Consider the following 14,517-nt stretch of genomic DNA (forward strand, 5'->3'; position numbering starts at 1 on the left):
CGATGAAGACCACGATATACAGTTTTCTTGCTGAGCTCTTGCCGTTCTGGATGGCGCATAAACGCAAAATGCGCGCCGACCGCGCCGCCGAGTGGCCGGCACGACCGGCTGCTGCGGATGACGATGTTCGGCCGTCAGGCGATCCTAATCGAGCAGCACCGGCGCGGCGGCGCAACACGTCCTAAGGGCAGAATGATCCCGCTCCAACTGTCTGGCTAGCCGCATTTCCGCGACGCCGATAATCCCATTTGGCTGCAGAAGCTCTAGCCCTTAGGGCGATCACGCTATCGTCAAGTATCGCTATTCGAAATCCGGCGTTGCCAAGCATCCATTTTGCAGCACGTACGTTAATGTGCACTACAGGTTGCCGCTATAGGTGAGCGCCATGAGTGATAGTGCGATAGAATTCTTGCAGGACTGGATCCACGAAAACGTTCATGTGCCGCCGCCTCCGATCAAGCTTGAAAGGGAGGCGGAAATCCTCGCCAGGGAATGCAAGGAAGAGGCTGCCGATGCCGGCGTACCCATCGAAGACATCGAGGAAGAGGTCGGCGACCTCAAGGACCTGCTCGTCGCCAAGCTTGAAGACGCAGCCGAGGACGAGGCCCGGCAACTCAACGGCCACGGCCAAAAGATTTCTACGCTGGCGGCCGGGCAAAAGCGGGCCGTATGAGGCCGGTCCGAGTGCAGGCAAGGCATCACGAGGTGCGCCGCTTCGGCCTATTGTCCGATCATGTCGTCGACCTCGCCATGGCACGTCTCGCAGGCGACGCCTTTAGCGATATGGATCGAATGATTGAAATAGACGAAGTCGGGGACACTGTTCACCCGCTGCCACTGCAATGGCTGCCCGGAGGCAACGCTTGCCCGTACCGGCGCCAGCATGTCCGCGTTGGTGAAAAGCTGCGAATGGCAGGTCATGCACACCTCGGTCGCCGGCAGACCCGCCGATGACGAAGTCTCGACGCCGCTATGGCAATAACGGCAATCGACGCCAAGCTCGCCGACATGGTGCCTGTGGCTGAACGGCACTGGTTGCGCCAACGGCCGGCCAACGCCGGTGACGAAGTCCGAACGCAGGATGGCGGTGCCGCCGAGAGCCGCAAAGATCGCCATGAAACACGCGCCCCACAGAGCGAAGCGTGAAATGCCGTTGGCGCTCCTTGAAAAGACCTGCGGCATTCCCTCGCCGATTTCGCATCCAGCAAACCGTATTCACCCCGCAAAGTGCCTAACTGCGGCTGCGTGGGTAAGTTCCGGCTGGGGCAGCGGAGATCACAGAATGGTTACCCCGCCCTGGCCCATCTGGTCGGGCTGACCGGAAACCATCTAACCCTCCGTGCGTTCGGATGAGGTCACGTTCTGTTTCACCCGGATAGGCATCATGACCATCCCCCACCCCCCCATCCCATTCGCAGCCGGTCCGGCGTTGCCCTCTGGTGGACGATGTTCGTCGGCGCGCTGCTGACGATCCTCGGCCTGCTGATCGGAGGGGGCGGTGCCTGGCTGATCGCGCTGTGCGGATCCTGGCACTATCTGCCCGCCGGGATCGCCCTGCTGGCCGCCGGCAGCCTGCTGCTTGCCGGCAATGCCGCCGGTGTATGGCTTTATATCCTGACCTGGCTGGCGACCCTTGCACCCGGCGCCACCATTTCATGGAGACCAGGATCGGCGACGACATCATTGCCTACGCACTGCCAAAAAGCTGACGCCCGACGATGACGGCTTCGCGGGACGCTTCCATCCTGATCGTCGGCGCCGGCCCGACCGGGCTGACGGCGGCAGTCGAACTGGCAAGGCGCGGCATTGCACCTCGCATCATCGACCGCAAGGAAGGCCCCACGCCACTCGCCAAGGCGGTCGGCATCAGTTCGCACAGCCTCGACATCCTTGAACCGTCCAAAGTCGCTGCCCGATTGCTCGCCGAAGGATTGAAAATTCGCCGAGCCCGTTTCTACTTCGAAGGACGAGCGCTCGGCGAGATCGATTTCTCGATCCTGCCGCACCGCCATAATTTCCTGCTGTCGCTGCCGCAGCGCGACACCGAATCGCTGATGACCGATACGCTCAAGGGATTTGGCATCGACGTCGAATGGCGAAGCACATTTGTCAGCATGGCCGAGCACAAAGGCCGGGCCGAGGTGCGGATCGAGGCGCCAGACGGCCGTGACGAGGCAAGTTTCGACCTTGTCTTCGGAGCCGACGGTGCGCAAAGCACGGTGCGTGATGCCATGGGCATCGGCTTCGATGGCTACACGCATCGGCGGCAATGGAGCATTGCCGACGCCGACATCGACGATTGGCCCTATGAGCCGATGGCCGCCCACGCATTTCTTCACAGGAACGGCGACGTCGGTTTCATCATCCCGATCGGCGAGAAGCGCTATCGCGCGGTTTCAAACAGCGAGGATGCGTTGGCGCGCATCCCCGGCAATTACCGGATCACGCGGTTGTTGCGGGCCGACCGCTTCCATATTCCGGTACGACAGGCACCGCGCTATCAAACCGCATGCGTCTTGCTGGGAGGCGATGCCGCGCATGTGCATTCGCCGTTAGGGGCGCGCGGCATGAATCTCGGCATCGAGGATGCCGCGTCATTCGCCAGGCGTTTCGTCGACGGCACGCTTGCCGGCTACACAAGCGAACGCCACCCGGTGGGGCAACGGTGGATCACGCTCAGCGAGCGCATCCTCTCGGTGGCCCAATCGGACAACGGCATCATGCAAGGCGTCAGAAACGCGGCCTTCAGCGTCGTCGGCCATCTGCCGCTGCTGCAACGGCCGCTGCTGGAGCGTGTCGCCGGGCTCAAGGAATGACGTGGTCGCATAAACCTTTTCGCCGGACATGCGTTGTTGGGTTTCAAGCCAGGGAGATGACCATGCAGATGAAATCGGAAGTCGCCGGCGAGGCCGCCAAGCAACGGCACATCCAGCGCCGGATCGACGAGAAGGACAAGTCCAAATCCAATGGCAGGCAAAAAGGCGCCATGCAGGCCGGTGCCCGCAAATATCCCGAGCCGCCCTTCCCCGAGCAGCACCAGCCGAAGCCGGGGCATGAATGGGCGATCGAGCCGGCGCCGCTTTACGATGCGCCGTACTATATCGGATCGAAAAAGCTCGACGGCAAAGTGGCCGTCATTACCGGCGGCGATTCAGGCATCGGCCGTGCGGTGGCCGTGCTCTATGCGCGTGAAGGCGCCGATGTGGCGATCGTCTATCTCTCGGAGGATAGGGACGCCAGAGATACCAAAAGGGCCGTCGAAGCGGAAGGCCGGCGCTGCATCCTGATCAAGGCGGACGTCAGCGCACGCAACCACTGCCACAACGCGGTGGCTGAGATCGTGCAGGAGTTTGGGCGGATCGACGTGCTGGTCAACAACGCCGCTTTCCAGATCCACTCCAGCGATTTCAGCGAGCTGACCGAGGAGCATTTCGACACGACGCTGAAGACCAACCTCTACGGCTATTTCCACATGGCGCAGGAGGCCGTGCCGCACATGAAACCCGGTTCGGCGATCATCAATACCGGTTCAGTGACCGGCATCGAGGGCTCGAAGCAACTGGTCGATTACTCCATGACCAAGGGCGGCATTCATGCCTTCACCCGCGCGCTCTCGGGCAACCTTGTCGAGAAGGGCATAAGGGTCAACGCCGTGGCGCCAGGCCCGGTTTGGACGCCGCTCAACCCCTCGGACAAGGAAGCCGGCGATGTTTCAAAATTTGGCGCTGACACGCCGATGAAACGGCCGGCCCAGCCGGAGGAGATCGCGCCGGCCTACGTGTTCCTCGCCTCGCCGCACTGCTCGAGCTACATCACCGGCGAGATATTGCCGATCGTGGGCGGCTATTGACGGCATGTATTTCATTGCCCTGGCCACTGACTATGACGGCACGCTGGCGCATGAAGGGATCGTTGCCGAGAAGACGCTTGCGGCGCTTGAACGGTTCAAGAAGAGCGGCCGCAAACTCATTCTCGTCACCGGGCGCGAGCTGCCCGACCTCAAGCGCGTCTTTCCCGAAGTCGCGATTTTCGACAAGGTGGTCGCCGAAAACGGCGCGCTGATCTACACGCCGGCCAGCGAGGAGGAGCGGACGATATCTCCGCCGCCCGCCCCCGAGTTCATCGCCAAACTCAGGAAACGCGGTGTCAAACCGCTTTCGGTCGGACGCTCGATCGTCGCAACCTGGGAACCGCATCAGGCTACCGCGCTCGAGGTCATCAAGAAATTGGGGCTGGAGCTGGAAATCATCTTCAACAAGGGCGCGGTGATGATCCTGCCCAGCGGCATCAACAAGGCGACCGGACTGACAGCCGCGCTTCAGGACCTCAGACTGTCGCCGCACAACGTCGTCGGTGTCGGCGACGCCGAAAACGACCACGCCTTCCTGCGCGCCTGCGGCTTCAGCGTGGCCGTCGACAACGCACTGCCGGCAGTCAAGGATACGGCGGATCTCGTGACACGCGGCGCGCGCGGAAAAGGCGTCGAGGAACTGATCGCCAAGGTGGTGGAGCGCGATCGCGAGCTTGTGCCGAGCCGCGACGGCATTGTGCTTGGCTCGGAGAATGGCAAGGAGGTGTATCTGTCGCCAACCGATACGGTGCTGATCGCCGGCAGCTCCGGCATCGGCAAATCGACCCTGGCGACCGCACTGACGGAGCGCTTCGTCGAGAGAAAGTTCCAGTTCTGCATCTTCGATCCGGAAGGCGACTACGATGGCCTCGAAGGCGCCGTCCGGCTGGGCGACGGCTCGAACGCGCCGACGAAGACGCAACTGCTCGATCTCCTGGGGAAGCCGGACAACAATCTGGTCGTCAATGGCCTGGCGCTGCGCGTTAACGAGCGGCCGGACTTCTTTGCCGACCTGCTGCCGGGCCTTGGCGGTGTTCGCTTCCGCACGGCACGACCACACTGGCTGATCATCGACGAGGCGCATCACCTCTTGCCGAAGCGGCGCGACGACACGCCAATGGTGCTGGCCATGGAATTGCCGGGCACGATCCTGATCACGGTTCATCCGGACGCGATCTCAACCGAGGCATTGCGGCTGGTCACCGCCGTCATCGCACTCGGCCCCAAGGCGAAAAAGGTCATCAAGACGTTCTGTCACGAGACCGGCACCGAACCGCCAAAGGACAAGGACCTGAACTCTCCAAAAGACGAGCGCGTGCTGTTCTGGCGGCCGCAGGCGTGCAAGAAACCTGCCATGGTCGAGCCGATCGAACCGCGGCAGTCGCTCAAGCGCCACAGCCGCAAATATGCCGAGGGCCAGCTGGACGAGAAGGGCAGCTTCTATTTCCGCGGCCCCGACAATGCGATGAACCTCCGCGCCCATAATCTGATGATTTTCGCCCAGATCGCCGAGGGCATCGACGACAGGACCTGGGAACATCATCTGCGCGCCGGCGACTATTCCGAATGGTTTCGCCACCAGATCAGGGACAAGGAACTGGCGCGCGAAACCGCCGAAGCGGAGAAAGACGGCACACTTTCGGCGCAGGAGAGCCGCAACCACATCCTGGACGCAGTGCGCCGCCGCTATACCGCGCCCGCCACCGCGCCAAAGGAATAGCTGCAACGGCGCCCCGCCGTGGAACCTCATCCGCCAAACGAGATTGTGTTCTATCGGGCGCCAGATCCATTCAATGCCGAATAATGCCCCGGAAGGAGACGATGGATGAGCAGCGACCGGGACAAGAATGGTCCTGTCTTTTCGGCGGAGCAGGCGCGGCAGGGCGAGATCATCCTGCGGACGCGGGCGCGCCGGATCATTTTCATCGGCGGCCTGGTGGGTCTCGTCTTGCTGGCATTGCTGGTTTGGTGGATTTGAATTCCTCACGGCTGGAGCAAGATCATGAAATCACAGCTTGTCGCCGAAAGCGCCGGACAGAGAACGTTCGTCGTTGTGCTTGATCCCGGCGAAGAGGCGTTTGCGCAGCTGACGTCATTTGCGGTCGACCGTGGCGTCGGCGGCGCGTCGCTGACCGCGCTCGGCGCTTTCGAAAGTGCAACCGTCGGCTGGTTCGACCCTGGAGAAAGGACCTACCGGAAAATCCCCGTCCGGGAACAGTGTGAACTGCTGAGCGCGATCGGCGATGTTGCCATCGGCGACGACGGCAGGCCCAGCTTGCACGTCCACGCAGTCCTTGGATTGAGTGACGGCACCACGAGGGGCGGTCATCTGCTGGACGGCATCGTGCGGCCGACGCTCGAGGTCACATTGGTGGAGACGCCTGGCCATCTGCGCCGCAGGCACCGTCCCGAACTCGGCGTCGCCCTGATCGACTTGGAGGCTTGATCCGAGCCGATCACTTCGTTGATTTGACTGCGGCCGTTTCGGGTACGACCTCCCAACCGAAGACGCTGCGGCCGCCGAGCAGATGCGATTGCTCGAACTCCCCGGCGACTATTTCCTTCAGGCTTGGGCCGGTGACATAGCGCTCGACCTGCCTCGACTGGTCGTCCAGCCGCCGCAACGCGCCGATCTCTTCGTCACGGCCGAGCCTGGCCTTCTGGACAGCCGACTTCAGCACGCCGATCGTCTCGTCATAGACCTTCAGCGGCACGGGGAACGGGTGCCTGTCCTTACCGCCATGCGCCAGCGAGAAACGGCCTGGATCGGAAAAACGGCACGGCGCGCCATGCACGACTTCGGCGACGAGCGCCAGCGCCCGCACCGTGCGCGCGCCGACATTGGGCACGAGGAGAAGCCCGGCGAAATCTGTCGGGCCGCGCTCGGCCGCCGCGGCGATGTTGCCGTGCAGGCGGCGCATGACGACATCGCTTTCGCGCACATCGTGGTGCGCCGGCATCACCAGATGCGGCAGCAGCTTTTGTGCCGGCTCCGGCGCTGGCGCCGAACCCCGCTCCAAAGCGGCAAGCTCCCTCACGATGCGATCCGGTCCAAGGCCGTGCAGAAGGTCCAGTTGTCCCTGGCGCGACGCTTCGGCGCGGCGGTCGGTCAGGTTGACGATCTCGCCCTGATTGGCGCCCTCGATGGCAGCATGCGGCTGGTCGACAAAGCTCTTCAGGCCTTCGGACAGCCAGTGATAGCGGCGCGCCACCTTGCTGTCGCCGTTCATGCCCTGCTGCACCACCACCCACTTGCCGTCGTCGGTGACGATAAAGCCGTGCAGATAGAGATCGAAACCGTCCTGGACCGCGGCGCTGTCCACCTTGGCGACAAGCCGGCTGGCAGTCGCGAGGCCTTGCCCGTCGAGGCCGACACGCTCGCCGATCAGGGCAAGCTCGTGCGGGGTCTTGCGCGAATGCGCGCCGCGGCCGCCGCAAACGTGGATGCCGAGCTCGCCGGAGAGCGGCGACAGACCGCGCTTCAACGCTCCGACGACGCTGGTGGTGATGCCGGAGGAATGCCAGTCCATCCCCATCACGGCGCCAAAAGACTGGAACCAGAACGGATGCGCCAGCCGGCGCAGCAATTCATCGCGGCCGTAATGGTGGATGATCGCCTCGCACATGACCGCGCCAAGCCGCGTCATGCGGTCGCCGAGCCATTTCGGTACGCGCCCGCCGTGAAGTGGGAGATCAGCACTTCCCGATCGCTGTGCCACGGTCTTTTGCTTGCTCCTTGAGTCCTGCCTCGACAGATAGGTATCGAAAGGGGTGTGGAGAAGCTATGGCCTGATTCAGGCCGCGATCGTTGCAAGCCGCCAGCTAGCGGGCAGGTTCGCTGAGGAGATCAAACTTCTGGATCTCGCAATGCTCGCCCACCGATTCCAGCAGATCCATTGGCGGTGCCCCAGTGTCCGGCCGCCTCCAACTGATCTCGAACGAGAAAACAGGGTCTTTGAGATCCGGGCGCCTCTCTATCGCGACGAGGCGTGCCCGGTAGCCAAGCGGCCCGATCATCGTATCGAGTTCCTGTCGGGCTGCGGCCTTCCAGGTCAGTGCCAACTGGGCATGGTGTTCGCGCGACATTCGAAGGTCCACCCATTTCAGGACCAGCAAGGTGGCCAGCGTCAGCGCCGTGCCGGCCGCGCCCAAGCCGTATTGGCCACCACCGAAAGCCAATCCGATCGCCGTCATCACCCACAACGTGGCCGCCGTGGTGACGCCGCTGACAAGATTGCCGCGGCGAAGAATGGCGCCACCGCCGATAAAGCCGACGCCGGTCAACACGCCCAGCGGAAAGCGCAAGACGTCCATCGATGCAAACGAATCCGGGTGCTTGCCAACGGTCTCGAGCAGAATACTGGCCTGGATCATTGTGATGGCGGCGGCCAATCCGACCAGCACGGTGGTGCGTAGCCCCGCCGCGTGCCCGCGCGCCTCGCGGTTGAGGCCTATCAACAGGCCGGCGAGCGCGGTCAGAAGCAGTCGTGCCGCGATGTCCTGCCAGACCGGAACAACGAGGAGCATCGCGGTCACCCGTCAGGCCAAGCGCTGCTGGCCAGGAATAGCGCCAGGGTCAAAGCGAACAAGGGCAAGAGCGTCTTCATCGCAAATTCTTTTCGTCGATGAGCAACAAACGATGCGCTTGGATTTTGGTTGCGCCGCCGACGATTCACCCCGGCGATTGGCAGCGGCGGAACAAAACCTTCGGCCTGGGGGTTGGTGGGTTCACGCCAACGAAGGATTTGCAGTCATGGTCCGCTTGCTGCTTGCTGGAGCCGTCGCTTATCTGGCCTATCGCATCACCAAGGAGATCGGCGGGACCGACGAGGTCGATCCGCTGTCGCCTTCAGCCGACCAAGCCGGCCGCAAGGCGCCGAGGCGGCAAAGCGGGGCACAGAGGAATGGCCGACGGCGGTAGCGAATGCCGTAGCGGCGGCGCGGACCAGCCATGACCGCATTTCCGTTGCCGCTCGACCTTCGTCCGATGGAAGCCAAAGCCGCCGATGCAATCCCTGGCGGCGACAGGCTTTGGCAATACGAGCCGAAATGGGACGGGTTTCGCTGCCTCGTGTTCAAGGGCGACGATGCCGTCGATCTGCGTGCAAAATCGGGCAAGCGGCTTGGCCGCTATTTTCCCGAACTGGTCGCGGTGCTGCGCGATGTGAGCTCGCGACGGTTTGTTGCCGACGGCGAGATTGTCATCGAGGTCGACGGATCGTCCTCGTTCGAGGCCCTGCAAATGCGCCTTCATCCCGCCGAAAGCAGGATCCGCAAGTTGAGCCTCGAGACGCCTGCCATGCTGGTCCTGTTCGACATGCTGGCCGAACCCGGCGGCAGGATCATCATCGAAGAGCCTCTCACCACCAGGAGGCAGGCGATTGAGGCCTTTGTCGCGTCGGCGGCACGGCCCCAACTGCACCTGTCCAAATATACGCACGACGCCGCCACCGCCGAGCGCTGGCTGCAGGGCGCCGGCCACGGCTCGACCGACGGTGTTGTTGCAAAACTGATCGCCGAGCCATACCGGCCCGGCGAGCGCGCCATGGTCAAGGTCAAGCGGCTGCGCACTGCGGATTGCGTGGTCGGCGGCTTTCGCTATCTCGCCGGCAGCAACGAAGTCGGATCTCTGCTGCTTGGCCTCTACAATAACGAAGGCAGGCTGGATCATGTCGGATTCACTTCGACCATCGGCAAGAACGACAGGGCGGCGCTGACCAGACGGCTGGAAAAACTGCGGGCCAAACCAGGTTTCACCGGCAAGGCGCCGGGCGGACCAAGCCGCTGGAGCACGGAGCGGAGCGGACAATGGGAACCGACAAAGCCTGAACTGGTGGTCGAGGTTCGGTTCGACCATGTGACAGGCGACCGGTTCCGGCACGGAACCAAGCTGTTGCGCTGGCGGCCGGACAAGGAGCCGCGGCAATGCACGTTCGAGCAGATCGAGTAAGTCCGATCCGAGGCACCGCTTCAAGGCGCTTGCTGCCCGTTCATGACGGACCAATGCAGAATTTCACCGGTTCGCCGCGGCCAACCGAGCCTTGGCAACCAAGGCTCGGTTGCGGTTTTGAAATCAGGCAGCTTCCTGCATGGCGCGTTCGTTGACGCCGCTTTCGCCGAGCTTGGAAAGCGCTTCGTCGGTCGCGACCTCTTCCTTGAGAGTTGCCCTGAGCAGCTCGACAACGTCGCTCTTGCCGAGTTCTTCCGCCCACGCGATCAAAGTGCCGTAGCGAGCGATCTCGTAATGCTCGACGGCTTGCGCCGCACCGACAAGCCCGGCGTCGAGCGCGGGAGCACCACTATACTCCTCGAGCATTTCCGAGCCCTCTTCGATGATGCCGTCAATCGCCGGACAGGTTTTGCCGCGGGCCGGCTTGCCGAATTTGTCGAACACCTCCTCGAGGCGGTCGACATGTCCTTCGGTTTCCATGCGGTGTTTCTCGAAAGCGGCGGTCACTTCTTCCGACTCCGCGCCCTTGGCCATTTTGGGCAGCGCTTTCAGTATCTTCTTCTCGGCGTAGTAGAGGTCTTTGAGCCCGTCGAGGAACAGATCCTCAAGGCCCTTGCTTGCCGCCTTCGCGGCCTTTTTCGTAGTCGCCATGATCCTCTCCCGAATGGTTGGTGCCGCCTCGCAAAGTGGAGGCGTCCGATAACCCTCCGACAGGAAACAAGTTCCCTGACGGTCCGGCAGCTTTGCAAATTTTTCCGACCCGCCGTGTGGTGTCGCAGGGGCCTTCGACCTGCGGCAGCAATCGGCCAGAAAAGCGCCGTCAGCGCTCGCCGATATGCTCGACCAGGCGGGTATATTCGGCCTCGGCCAGGCCGTAGCCGCCATCCGCCAGTGCGACGAGACCATCGCGATCGCGGATGATAATTTCGCCGCGGCGGGACCGGATGAGCCCTCGCCCCTCGAGCAGCTGCAGCGCGACCGTTACACCCGGGCGCCTTACGCCAAGCATGATCGACAGGAATTCGTGCGTGATCGTCAGCCGGCCGCCATCCACCCGATCGTCACACATGAGAAGCCAGCGCGCCAGCCGGTCTTCAAGTTTCGATCGCGCGTTGACCAGCGCGGTATAGCCAGTCTGGACATGCAGATATTGCACGTAGCGCAGCAAGAACAGCCGCAGCGTCGGGCTTTGCGTCAGCGCCGCCTTGAACGGCTCGGCGTCGATCCTGGCAGCTTCTCCCGCCAGCTGCACATAGCAATCATGGACCGTACGGTCGTCGCCCATTATCAGGGCCGAGCCGGTCATACCTTCCAAGCCGACAAGGCCAACTTCCGCATCGCTGCCGTTCGGCATTTTCGCAACCACCGAACCGATGCCGTCCTCAAGGAAATAAATGGCCTCGATCGGCGATCCGGACACTTCGAGCGATTGCCGTAACTCCAGCGAACAGCGCTCGATGTGCGGCTCGAGAGATGCGAAATCGCCGGCGCTCATTCGGCGCAACAGCTTGTTTTTGTACGGATTTTTATTGGAATTTGCTGGATCAGACATAGCTGGGCCCAAAACAGGGCAAGAGCCTTTTTATCTCCCAGCCGTCCGCGCCCGGTATAACCTGCGGACGATAACGCTTATATAAGCACTGAAAGGTATGGAGCCTACTAAATAAAAAAATGAATCGATGCACGGCAGTTTCTCCTGCCGCTTGCCTACGAAAACATCCGATTGAAAGTTAGAGTTGGAAACGTACCAAAGTCGGTTTGGTACGAAAACGACAATTGAGATCGCCGGGCTCGAAAAGAGCCCGTCGCGAGGGATGCAACGGGCTCCATTCGGGCGTCGTGGGCTACGCCCAGTGATCCAAATGAGGGGTGGGTTGGATCGCAGCAACAATGCAGGTGCAAGGCAGTCGTTCCCAAACTGTCTGCTTGGTAATTTCCGTACATTGAGTTTGGACGAGAGCGGCGCTAATTGAATTGGAGTCGTCCACACAGGCACGGCGAGTGGACGCTTGAAAGACGCTTCGCGCTTTCGCCCTTTTCAAGGGAGGATGGCATGCCGATGCAAGGTGCAGCAACTCCAGCCGAACTGAGCGTGCTGAGAAAAGCGCTCGACGACTGCTGCCGCGAGTTGGGTGTTGCGGACGACAGTCCTGTCCGCGAGCGGTTGGCAGCCCGTATCATGTCGCTGTTCAACGAGGGTGTGCTCAACGCCGATCTGAAAGAAGCGCTGGCCGCCGATCGCCAACAATAAGCTGCTGCTATGGTGGCGTCCTCGGCGCCGAAAGGTTCGGCACCGAGTCGCCCTTTCTAGCCAGGGTCCCGGTTTGCCAAGGATCTTGGAAATCTAGTCTTTTCACGACAAAACGCCCGGCGCTAATTACCAAGCGGCAGGCGTTTTTTGTCGCGAGCGTGACACTAACGCGTGTCGCGTTTGGCCGGCCTCATGCGACGCGCTTTAGCTTCCTGTTTTATGCATGTCGTTATCACAAAACCGCTGCACACTTTTGCACGACATGCATCAAATGCGCCCAAGCAGGACCAGGACAATGACGATAAGCAGCACCAAGCCGAGGCCGCCACCACCGTAATAGCCGGTGCCATAGAACGGTCCGCCGCCCAAGCCGCTGAAGCCGCCAAGCAAGGCAAGGACCAAGATGATGATGAGAATGGTTCCAAGGCCCATGATGTCTGCTCTCCTTGTTTGCGCTGCCGCCATTCGCATCAGCGCGTCGCATTGTACAAAGGTATGAACTCACAAGGAGCATTCCTGTTCCGGCGGACGGTAAGGCGTACGCTCATGCGGCGAGCAAAATACCGGGCCGGGCCGTCAGAAAAGTCCACAGATGCATGCCCGCGGAGAATGGCATGGCGGCCGCCTTGAACACCCAAGAACATGCTGAAATTCATGGGGAATTTGTCGGAACCTTCGCCCGCCCGAACGGTTGTTTTCGTAGTCGCAACGCGACGACCCTCGTAAAAAGGAGAAGCATCATGCTCACGAAAATTCTCGCAGCTTCGGCGCTTACGATCGGTCTGGCCACGTCAGCGATGGCCCAGAACGTCGGCGATCCCTCCGGAGCTGCTGCCGACGGCAGCGGGCGGACGATAGTAGTCCCGGATAATGGCGGCCCTGACACCGGCACGGATTCGACCATCACCAACAGCATTCGCGATTTCTCAACGACGAATTCGAATGCCGACCGGAATTGCCCACCAGGCCCGCAGGGGGCTCTGCCCGACGCGACCGGCAAGTCTCCGGGCACGATGGCGCCGACGGTGAACGACAACCACTGCGGCAAGTAAGCGCCCGGTTTATCATAGTCTGTGATGAGGCTGCGGAGCGTACGCTCCGCAGCTGTATTGAAAGTCGGCCGTCTAACGGCAGCGGTGGGCGAAGCTGACCGCGATATCCCGACCGTCCAGCGCCCGAACGATGAAGCCAACCAGTTCCTCGTCGGTTTGCCGGAACCAGGGAAAGCGTTTGCGCAAATCGGCTATGACGACAGTGGTCGAGAGAATGTCGCCCGAATTGTAGTCGGCCATGACGATATGAACGGCTTTGTCGGTATCAATACCGATTCCAAGCGGCGACTTGATCTGCCCCACGGAAGCCTCCACCCATCTGTCCCGGCAGACGATAGCAAGACTGCGGCAAAGCGAAAGAGCTTGTACGATTCCGTACGGTCCTACGGGTTGCGTTGCACTTTGCAGGACCCAGCCGGCGTCCTCTATTTTTGTATTTTTGTGTTATCCAAATCATTTGTTTGGCTCGCGGCGGCTGTGGCCACTGCGACCAGGCAACCTCGTCGCAGCTTCCGCGTTGAGCCATCGGAGGGATGACATCAGCCTCGGAGAACCCCCATGAAAACGCTTCTATCCATCACTGCGGCAGCGATGATGGCCGGCGCGCCTTTGGCTGTTTTTGCCCAATCGGCGACGCTGACGCCGCTGACGACCGACACCATGAGCAAGGTTGACACCGCGACATTCGTCAAGACCGTGCCCATCGCCAATACATTTGAAATCGAATCGAGCCGACTTGCGCAGACGCAGGCGACGGCTGACGATGTGAAGGCCTTCGCGGCGCAAATGGTCACGGACCATACCAAGGCCGGCGAGGACTTCAAGGCGGCGCTCAGCAGGGGGCAGACGACTTCGGCCACCGCGCCGGCCGGCCCGTCGCTGGACACCAAGCACCAAGCGCTGCTCGACCAACTCAAGGAGGCCAGCGGGGACAGTTTCCAATCGAAATATATCGACATGCAGACCCAGGCGCATAAAGAAGCGGTGGCGCTGTTTTCCGCTTACGCGAATTCCGGCGACGATCCGGCGATGAAGGAGTTTGCCAAGAAGACGCTGCCGGTGCTGCAAATGCACGAACGTCACGTCAAGGACCTCGCTGCCGCACATCAATGAGTGCGAAGAGTGCCTTTTGCAAACGAAAGGCCGCCCCACACACGGCCTGTGTGACGCGGTTGTCGTCCGGCCACACGGCCGGGAACAAAGCACCGAGAGTGCCGTTATTTACCCGGCTTGTTCGGGGAGGATCCAATGGAAGGCGGCGTTCGCGGGGCGTCAAGGATAGTAGCGCCGGCTTTCGGCGCCGTCCTGGTCGCCGCTGTCACAGGCTGAAATCGCTTTCCGAACGGGACAGGCTGCCTTCATGCGCTACGGCGAGATATTTGCAAATGTTACGGCACTCATGTTGCTGGCCTTG

19 protein-coding genes and 1 pseudogene are annotated in these 14,517 nt (G+C 61.7%); 13 read left to right on the forward strand and 7 right to left on the reverse strand.

Features of this window, described 5'->3' with window-relative positions; genetic code table 11:
• The first annotated feature begins 2 nt into the window (after positions 1–2).
• Positions 3–185, forward strand: a complete 183-nt coding sequence (locus NKH04_RS10595; protein ID WP_352473069.1) for a hypothetical protein — start codon at positions 3–5, stop codon at positions 183–185.
• Between the two features lie 200 nt (positions 186–385).
• Positions 386–673: a hypothetical protein gene (locus NKH04_RS10600; protein WP_352449563.1), complete on the forward strand. Its 288-nt coding sequence runs from the start codon at positions 386–388 to the stop codon at positions 671–673.
• A 59-nt stretch (positions 674–732) separates the two neighbouring features.
• Here the strand turns inward: NKH04_RS10600 and NKH04_RS10605 are convergent.
• Positions 733–1,182: pseudogene (locus tag NKH04_RS10605) on the reverse strand (cytochrome c3 family protein); the annotation flags it as partial.
• Between the two features lie 264 nt (positions 1,183–1,446).
• On the opposite strand from NKH04_RS10605, the gene NKH04_RS10610 reads away from it, so the two are divergent.
• The 6 genes from NKH04_RS10610 to NKH04_RS10635 all read left to right on the forward strand — a co-directional run bounded on the left by NKH04_RS10610 (position 1,447) and on the right by NKH04_RS10635 (position 6,296).
• On the forward strand, positions 1,447–1,722 hold the full coding sequence (locus NKH04_RS10610) for a hypothetical protein (RefSeq protein ID WP_353044330.1): 276 nt from the start codon (positions 1,447–1,449) through the stop codon (positions 1,720–1,722).
• Positions 1,719–2,816 (forward strand): FAD-dependent oxidoreductase, encoded by a 1,098-nt coding sequence (locus NKH04_RS10615; RefSeq protein ID WP_353044331.1) that lies wholly within the window; start codon positions 1,719–1,721, stop codon positions 2,814–2,816. The genes NKH04_RS10610 and NKH04_RS10615 overlap by 4 nt, the downstream gene beginning before the upstream one ends.
• A 62-nt stretch (positions 2,817–2,878) precedes the next feature.
• Positions 2,879–3,850, forward strand: a complete 972-nt coding sequence (locus NKH04_RS10620) for an SDR family oxidoreductase (RefSeq protein WP_352686079.1) — start codon at positions 2,879–2,881, stop codon at positions 3,848–3,850.
• A 4-nt stretch (positions 3,851–3,854) separates the two neighbouring features.
• Entirely contained in the window at positions 3,855–5,570 is a 1,716-nt protein-coding gene (locus NKH04_RS10625; RefSeq protein WP_353044332.1) for an HAD family hydrolase, read from the forward strand.
• 105 nt (positions 5,571–5,675) lie between these two features.
• A complete protein-coding gene (locus NKH04_RS10630; protein ID WP_352769229.1) occupies positions 5,676–5,828 on the forward strand; it encodes a peptide ABC transporter permease in 153 nt (50 codons plus the stop codon).
• A 24-nt stretch (positions 5,829–5,852) separates the two neighbouring features.
• The gene (locus tag NKH04_RS10635; RefSeq protein WP_352686073.1) at positions 5,853–6,296 is read left to right on the forward strand and encodes a PPC domain-containing DNA-binding protein; all 444 of its coding nucleotides are present in this window, start codon (positions 5,853–5,855) and stop codon (positions 6,294–6,296) included.
• A gap of 10 nt (positions 6,297–6,306) precedes the next feature.
• On the opposite strand, the gene NKH04_RS10640 is transcribed toward NKH04_RS10635, so the two are convergent.
• Together NKH04_RS10640 and NKH04_RS10645 are read right to left on the reverse strand one after the other, a co-directional pair.
• Positions 6,307–7,569 carry a DUF763 domain-containing protein gene (locus NKH04_RS10640; protein ID WP_353044333.1) on the reverse strand — a complete coding sequence of 421 codons (1,263 nt, stop codon included), beginning with the start codon at positions 7,567–7,569 and terminating at the stop codon, positions 6,307–6,309.
• Between the two features lie 103 nt (positions 7,570–7,672).
• Positions 7,673–8,377, reverse strand: a complete 705-nt coding sequence (locus NKH04_RS10645) for an MgtC/SapB family protein (protein WP_352473102.1) — start codon at positions 8,375–8,377, stop codon at positions 7,673–7,675.
• A 226-nt stretch (positions 8,378–8,603) separates the two neighbouring features.
• Here NKH04_RS10645 and NKH04_RS10650 point away from each other — a divergent pair, with 226 nt between their 5' ends.
• Both NKH04_RS10650 and NKH04_RS10655 read left to right on the forward strand, forming a co-directional pair.
• Entirely contained in the window at positions 8,604–8,771 is a 168-nt protein-coding gene (locus NKH04_RS10650; RefSeq protein ID WP_352473079.1) for a hypothetical protein, read from the forward strand.
• A 30-nt stretch (positions 8,772–8,801) separates the two neighbouring features.
• Entirely contained in the window at positions 8,802–9,800 is a 999-nt protein-coding gene (locus NKH04_RS10655; RefSeq protein ID WP_353044334.1) for an ATP-dependent DNA ligase, read from the forward strand.
• A 123-nt stretch (positions 9,801–9,923) separates the two neighbouring features.
• Here NKH04_RS10655 and NKH04_RS10660 read toward each other — a convergent pair whose 3' ends face one another.
• The gene (locus NKH04_RS10660; RefSeq protein ID WP_352614258.1) at positions 9,924–10,451 is read right to left on the reverse strand and encodes a YciE/YciF ferroxidase family protein; all 528 of its coding nucleotides are present in this window, start codon (positions 10,449–10,451) and stop codon (positions 9,924–9,926) included.
• Positions 10,452–10,620: 169 nt separating this feature from the next.
• Positions 10,621–11,352 carry a Crp/Fnr family transcriptional regulator gene (locus tag NKH04_RS10665; RefSeq protein WP_352473082.1) on the reverse strand — a complete coding sequence of 244 codons (732 nt, stop codon included), beginning with the start codon at positions 11,350–11,352 and terminating at the stop codon, positions 10,621–10,623.
• A gap of 501 nt (positions 11,353–11,853) precedes the next feature.
• Between NKH04_RS10665 and NKH04_RS10670 the strand changes: the two genes are divergently transcribed.
• Entirely contained in the window at positions 11,854–12,051 is a 198-nt protein-coding gene (locus NKH04_RS10670) for a hypothetical protein (RefSeq protein WP_352449586.1), read from the forward strand.
• A 267-nt stretch (positions 12,052–12,318) separates the two neighbouring features.
• Here NKH04_RS10670 and NKH04_RS10675 read toward each other — a convergent pair whose 3' ends face one another.
• A complete protein-coding gene (locus tag NKH04_RS10675; RefSeq protein WP_352539854.1) occupies positions 12,319–12,483 on the reverse strand; it encodes a DUF3309 family protein in 165 nt (54 codons plus the stop codon).
• 182 nt (positions 12,484–12,665) lie between these two features.
• Here NKH04_RS10675 and NKH04_RS10680 point away from each other — a divergent pair, with 182 nt between their 5' ends.
• The gene (locus tag NKH04_RS10680; RefSeq protein ID WP_352539853.1) at positions 12,666–13,103 is read left to right on the forward strand and encodes a hypothetical protein; all 438 of its coding nucleotides are present in this window, start codon (positions 12,666–12,668) and stop codon (positions 13,101–13,103) included.
• Between the two features lie 72 nt (positions 13,104–13,175).
• Here NKH04_RS10680 and NKH04_RS10685 read toward each other — a convergent pair whose 3' ends face one another.
• Complete coding sequence (locus tag NKH04_RS10685; protein ID WP_353044335.1) at positions 13,176–13,406, reverse strand: hypothetical protein; 231 nt, start codon at positions 13,404–13,406, stop codon at positions 13,176–13,178.
• Between the two features lie 288 nt (positions 13,407–13,694).
• Here NKH04_RS10685 and NKH04_RS10690 point away from each other — a divergent pair, with 288 nt between their 5' ends.
• On the forward strand, positions 13,695–14,216 hold the full coding sequence (locus NKH04_RS10690) for a DUF4142 domain-containing protein (protein WP_352539851.1): 522 nt from the start codon (positions 13,695–13,697) through the stop codon (positions 14,214–14,216).
• Positions 14,217–14,517: the final 301 nt, after the last annotated feature.

It is taken from the genome of Mesorhizobium sp. M1365 (assembly GCF_040317865.1).
GTDB lineage: Bacteria > Pseudomonadota > Alphaproteobacteria > Rhizobiales > Rhizobiaceae > Mesorhizobium.

Excerpts from the sequence above, each read along its gene's own strand:
- NKH04_RS10610 (WP_353044330.1), top strand. The coding sequence starts at position 1,447 with ATGTTCGTCGGCGCGCTGCTGACGATCCTCGGCCTGCTGATCGGAGGG.
- NKH04_RS10645 (WP_352473102.1), bottom strand. The coding sequence starts at position 8,377 with ATGCTCCTCGTTGTTCCGGTCTGGCAGGACATCGCGGCACGACTGCTT.
- NKH04_RS10655 (WP_353044334.1), top strand. The coding sequence starts at position 8,802 with ATGACCGCATTTCCGTTGCCGCTCGACCTTCGTCCGATGGAAGCCAAA.
- NKH04_RS10690 (WP_352539851.1), top strand. The coding sequence starts at position 13,695 with ATGATGGCCGGCGCGCCTTTGGCTGTTTTTGCCCAATCGGCGACGCTG.
- NKH04_RS10625 (WP_353044332.1), top strand. The coding sequence starts at position 3,855 with ATGTATTTCATTGCCCTGGCCACTGACTATGACGGCACGCTGGCGCAT.
- NKH04_RS10620 (WP_352686079.1), top strand. The coding sequence starts at position 2,879 with ATGCAGATGAAATCGGAAGTCGCCGGCGAGGCCGCCAAGCAACGGCAC.
- NKH04_RS10680 (WP_352539853.1), top strand. The coding sequence starts at position 12,666 with ATGGCGGCCGCCTTGAACACCCAAGAACATGCTGAAATTCATGGGGAA.
- NKH04_RS10595 (WP_352473069.1), top strand. The coding sequence starts at position 3 with ATGAAGACCACGATATACAGTTTTCTTGCTGAGCTCTTGCCGTTCTGG.
- NKH04_RS10630 (WP_352769229.1), top strand. The coding sequence starts at position 5,676 with ATGAGCAGCGACCGGGACAAGAATGGTCCTGTCTTTTCGGCGGAGCAG.
- NKH04_RS10600 (WP_352449563.1), top strand. The coding sequence starts at position 386 with ATGAGTGATAGTGCGATAGAATTCTTGCAGGACTGGATCCACGAAAAC.
- NKH04_RS10660 (WP_352614258.1), bottom strand. The coding sequence starts at position 10,451 with ATGGCGACTACGAAAAAGGCCGCGAAGGCGGCAAGCAAGGGCCTTGAG.
- NKH04_RS10650 (WP_352473079.1), top strand. The coding sequence starts at position 8,604 with ATGGTCCGCTTGCTGCTTGCTGGAGCCGTCGCTTATCTGGCCTATCGC.
- NKH04_RS10615 (WP_353044331.1), top strand. The coding sequence starts at position 1,719 with ATGACGGCTTCGCGGGACGCTTCCATCCTGATCGTCGGCGCCGGCCCG.
- NKH04_RS10635 (WP_352686073.1), top strand. The coding sequence starts at position 5,853 with ATGAAATCACAGCTTGTCGCCGAAAGCGCCGGACAGAGAACGTTCGTC.
- NKH04_RS10675 (WP_352539854.1), bottom strand. The coding sequence starts at position 12,483 with ATGGGCCTTGGAACCATTCTCATCATCATCTTGGTCCTTGCCTTGCTT.
- NKH04_RS10665 (WP_352473082.1), bottom strand. The coding sequence starts at position 11,352 with ATGTCTGATCCAGCAAATTCCAATAAAAATCCGTACAAAAACAAGCTG.
- NKH04_RS10670 (WP_352449586.1), top strand. The coding sequence starts at position 11,854 with ATGCCGATGCAAGGTGCAGCAACTCCAGCCGAACTGAGCGTGCTGAGA.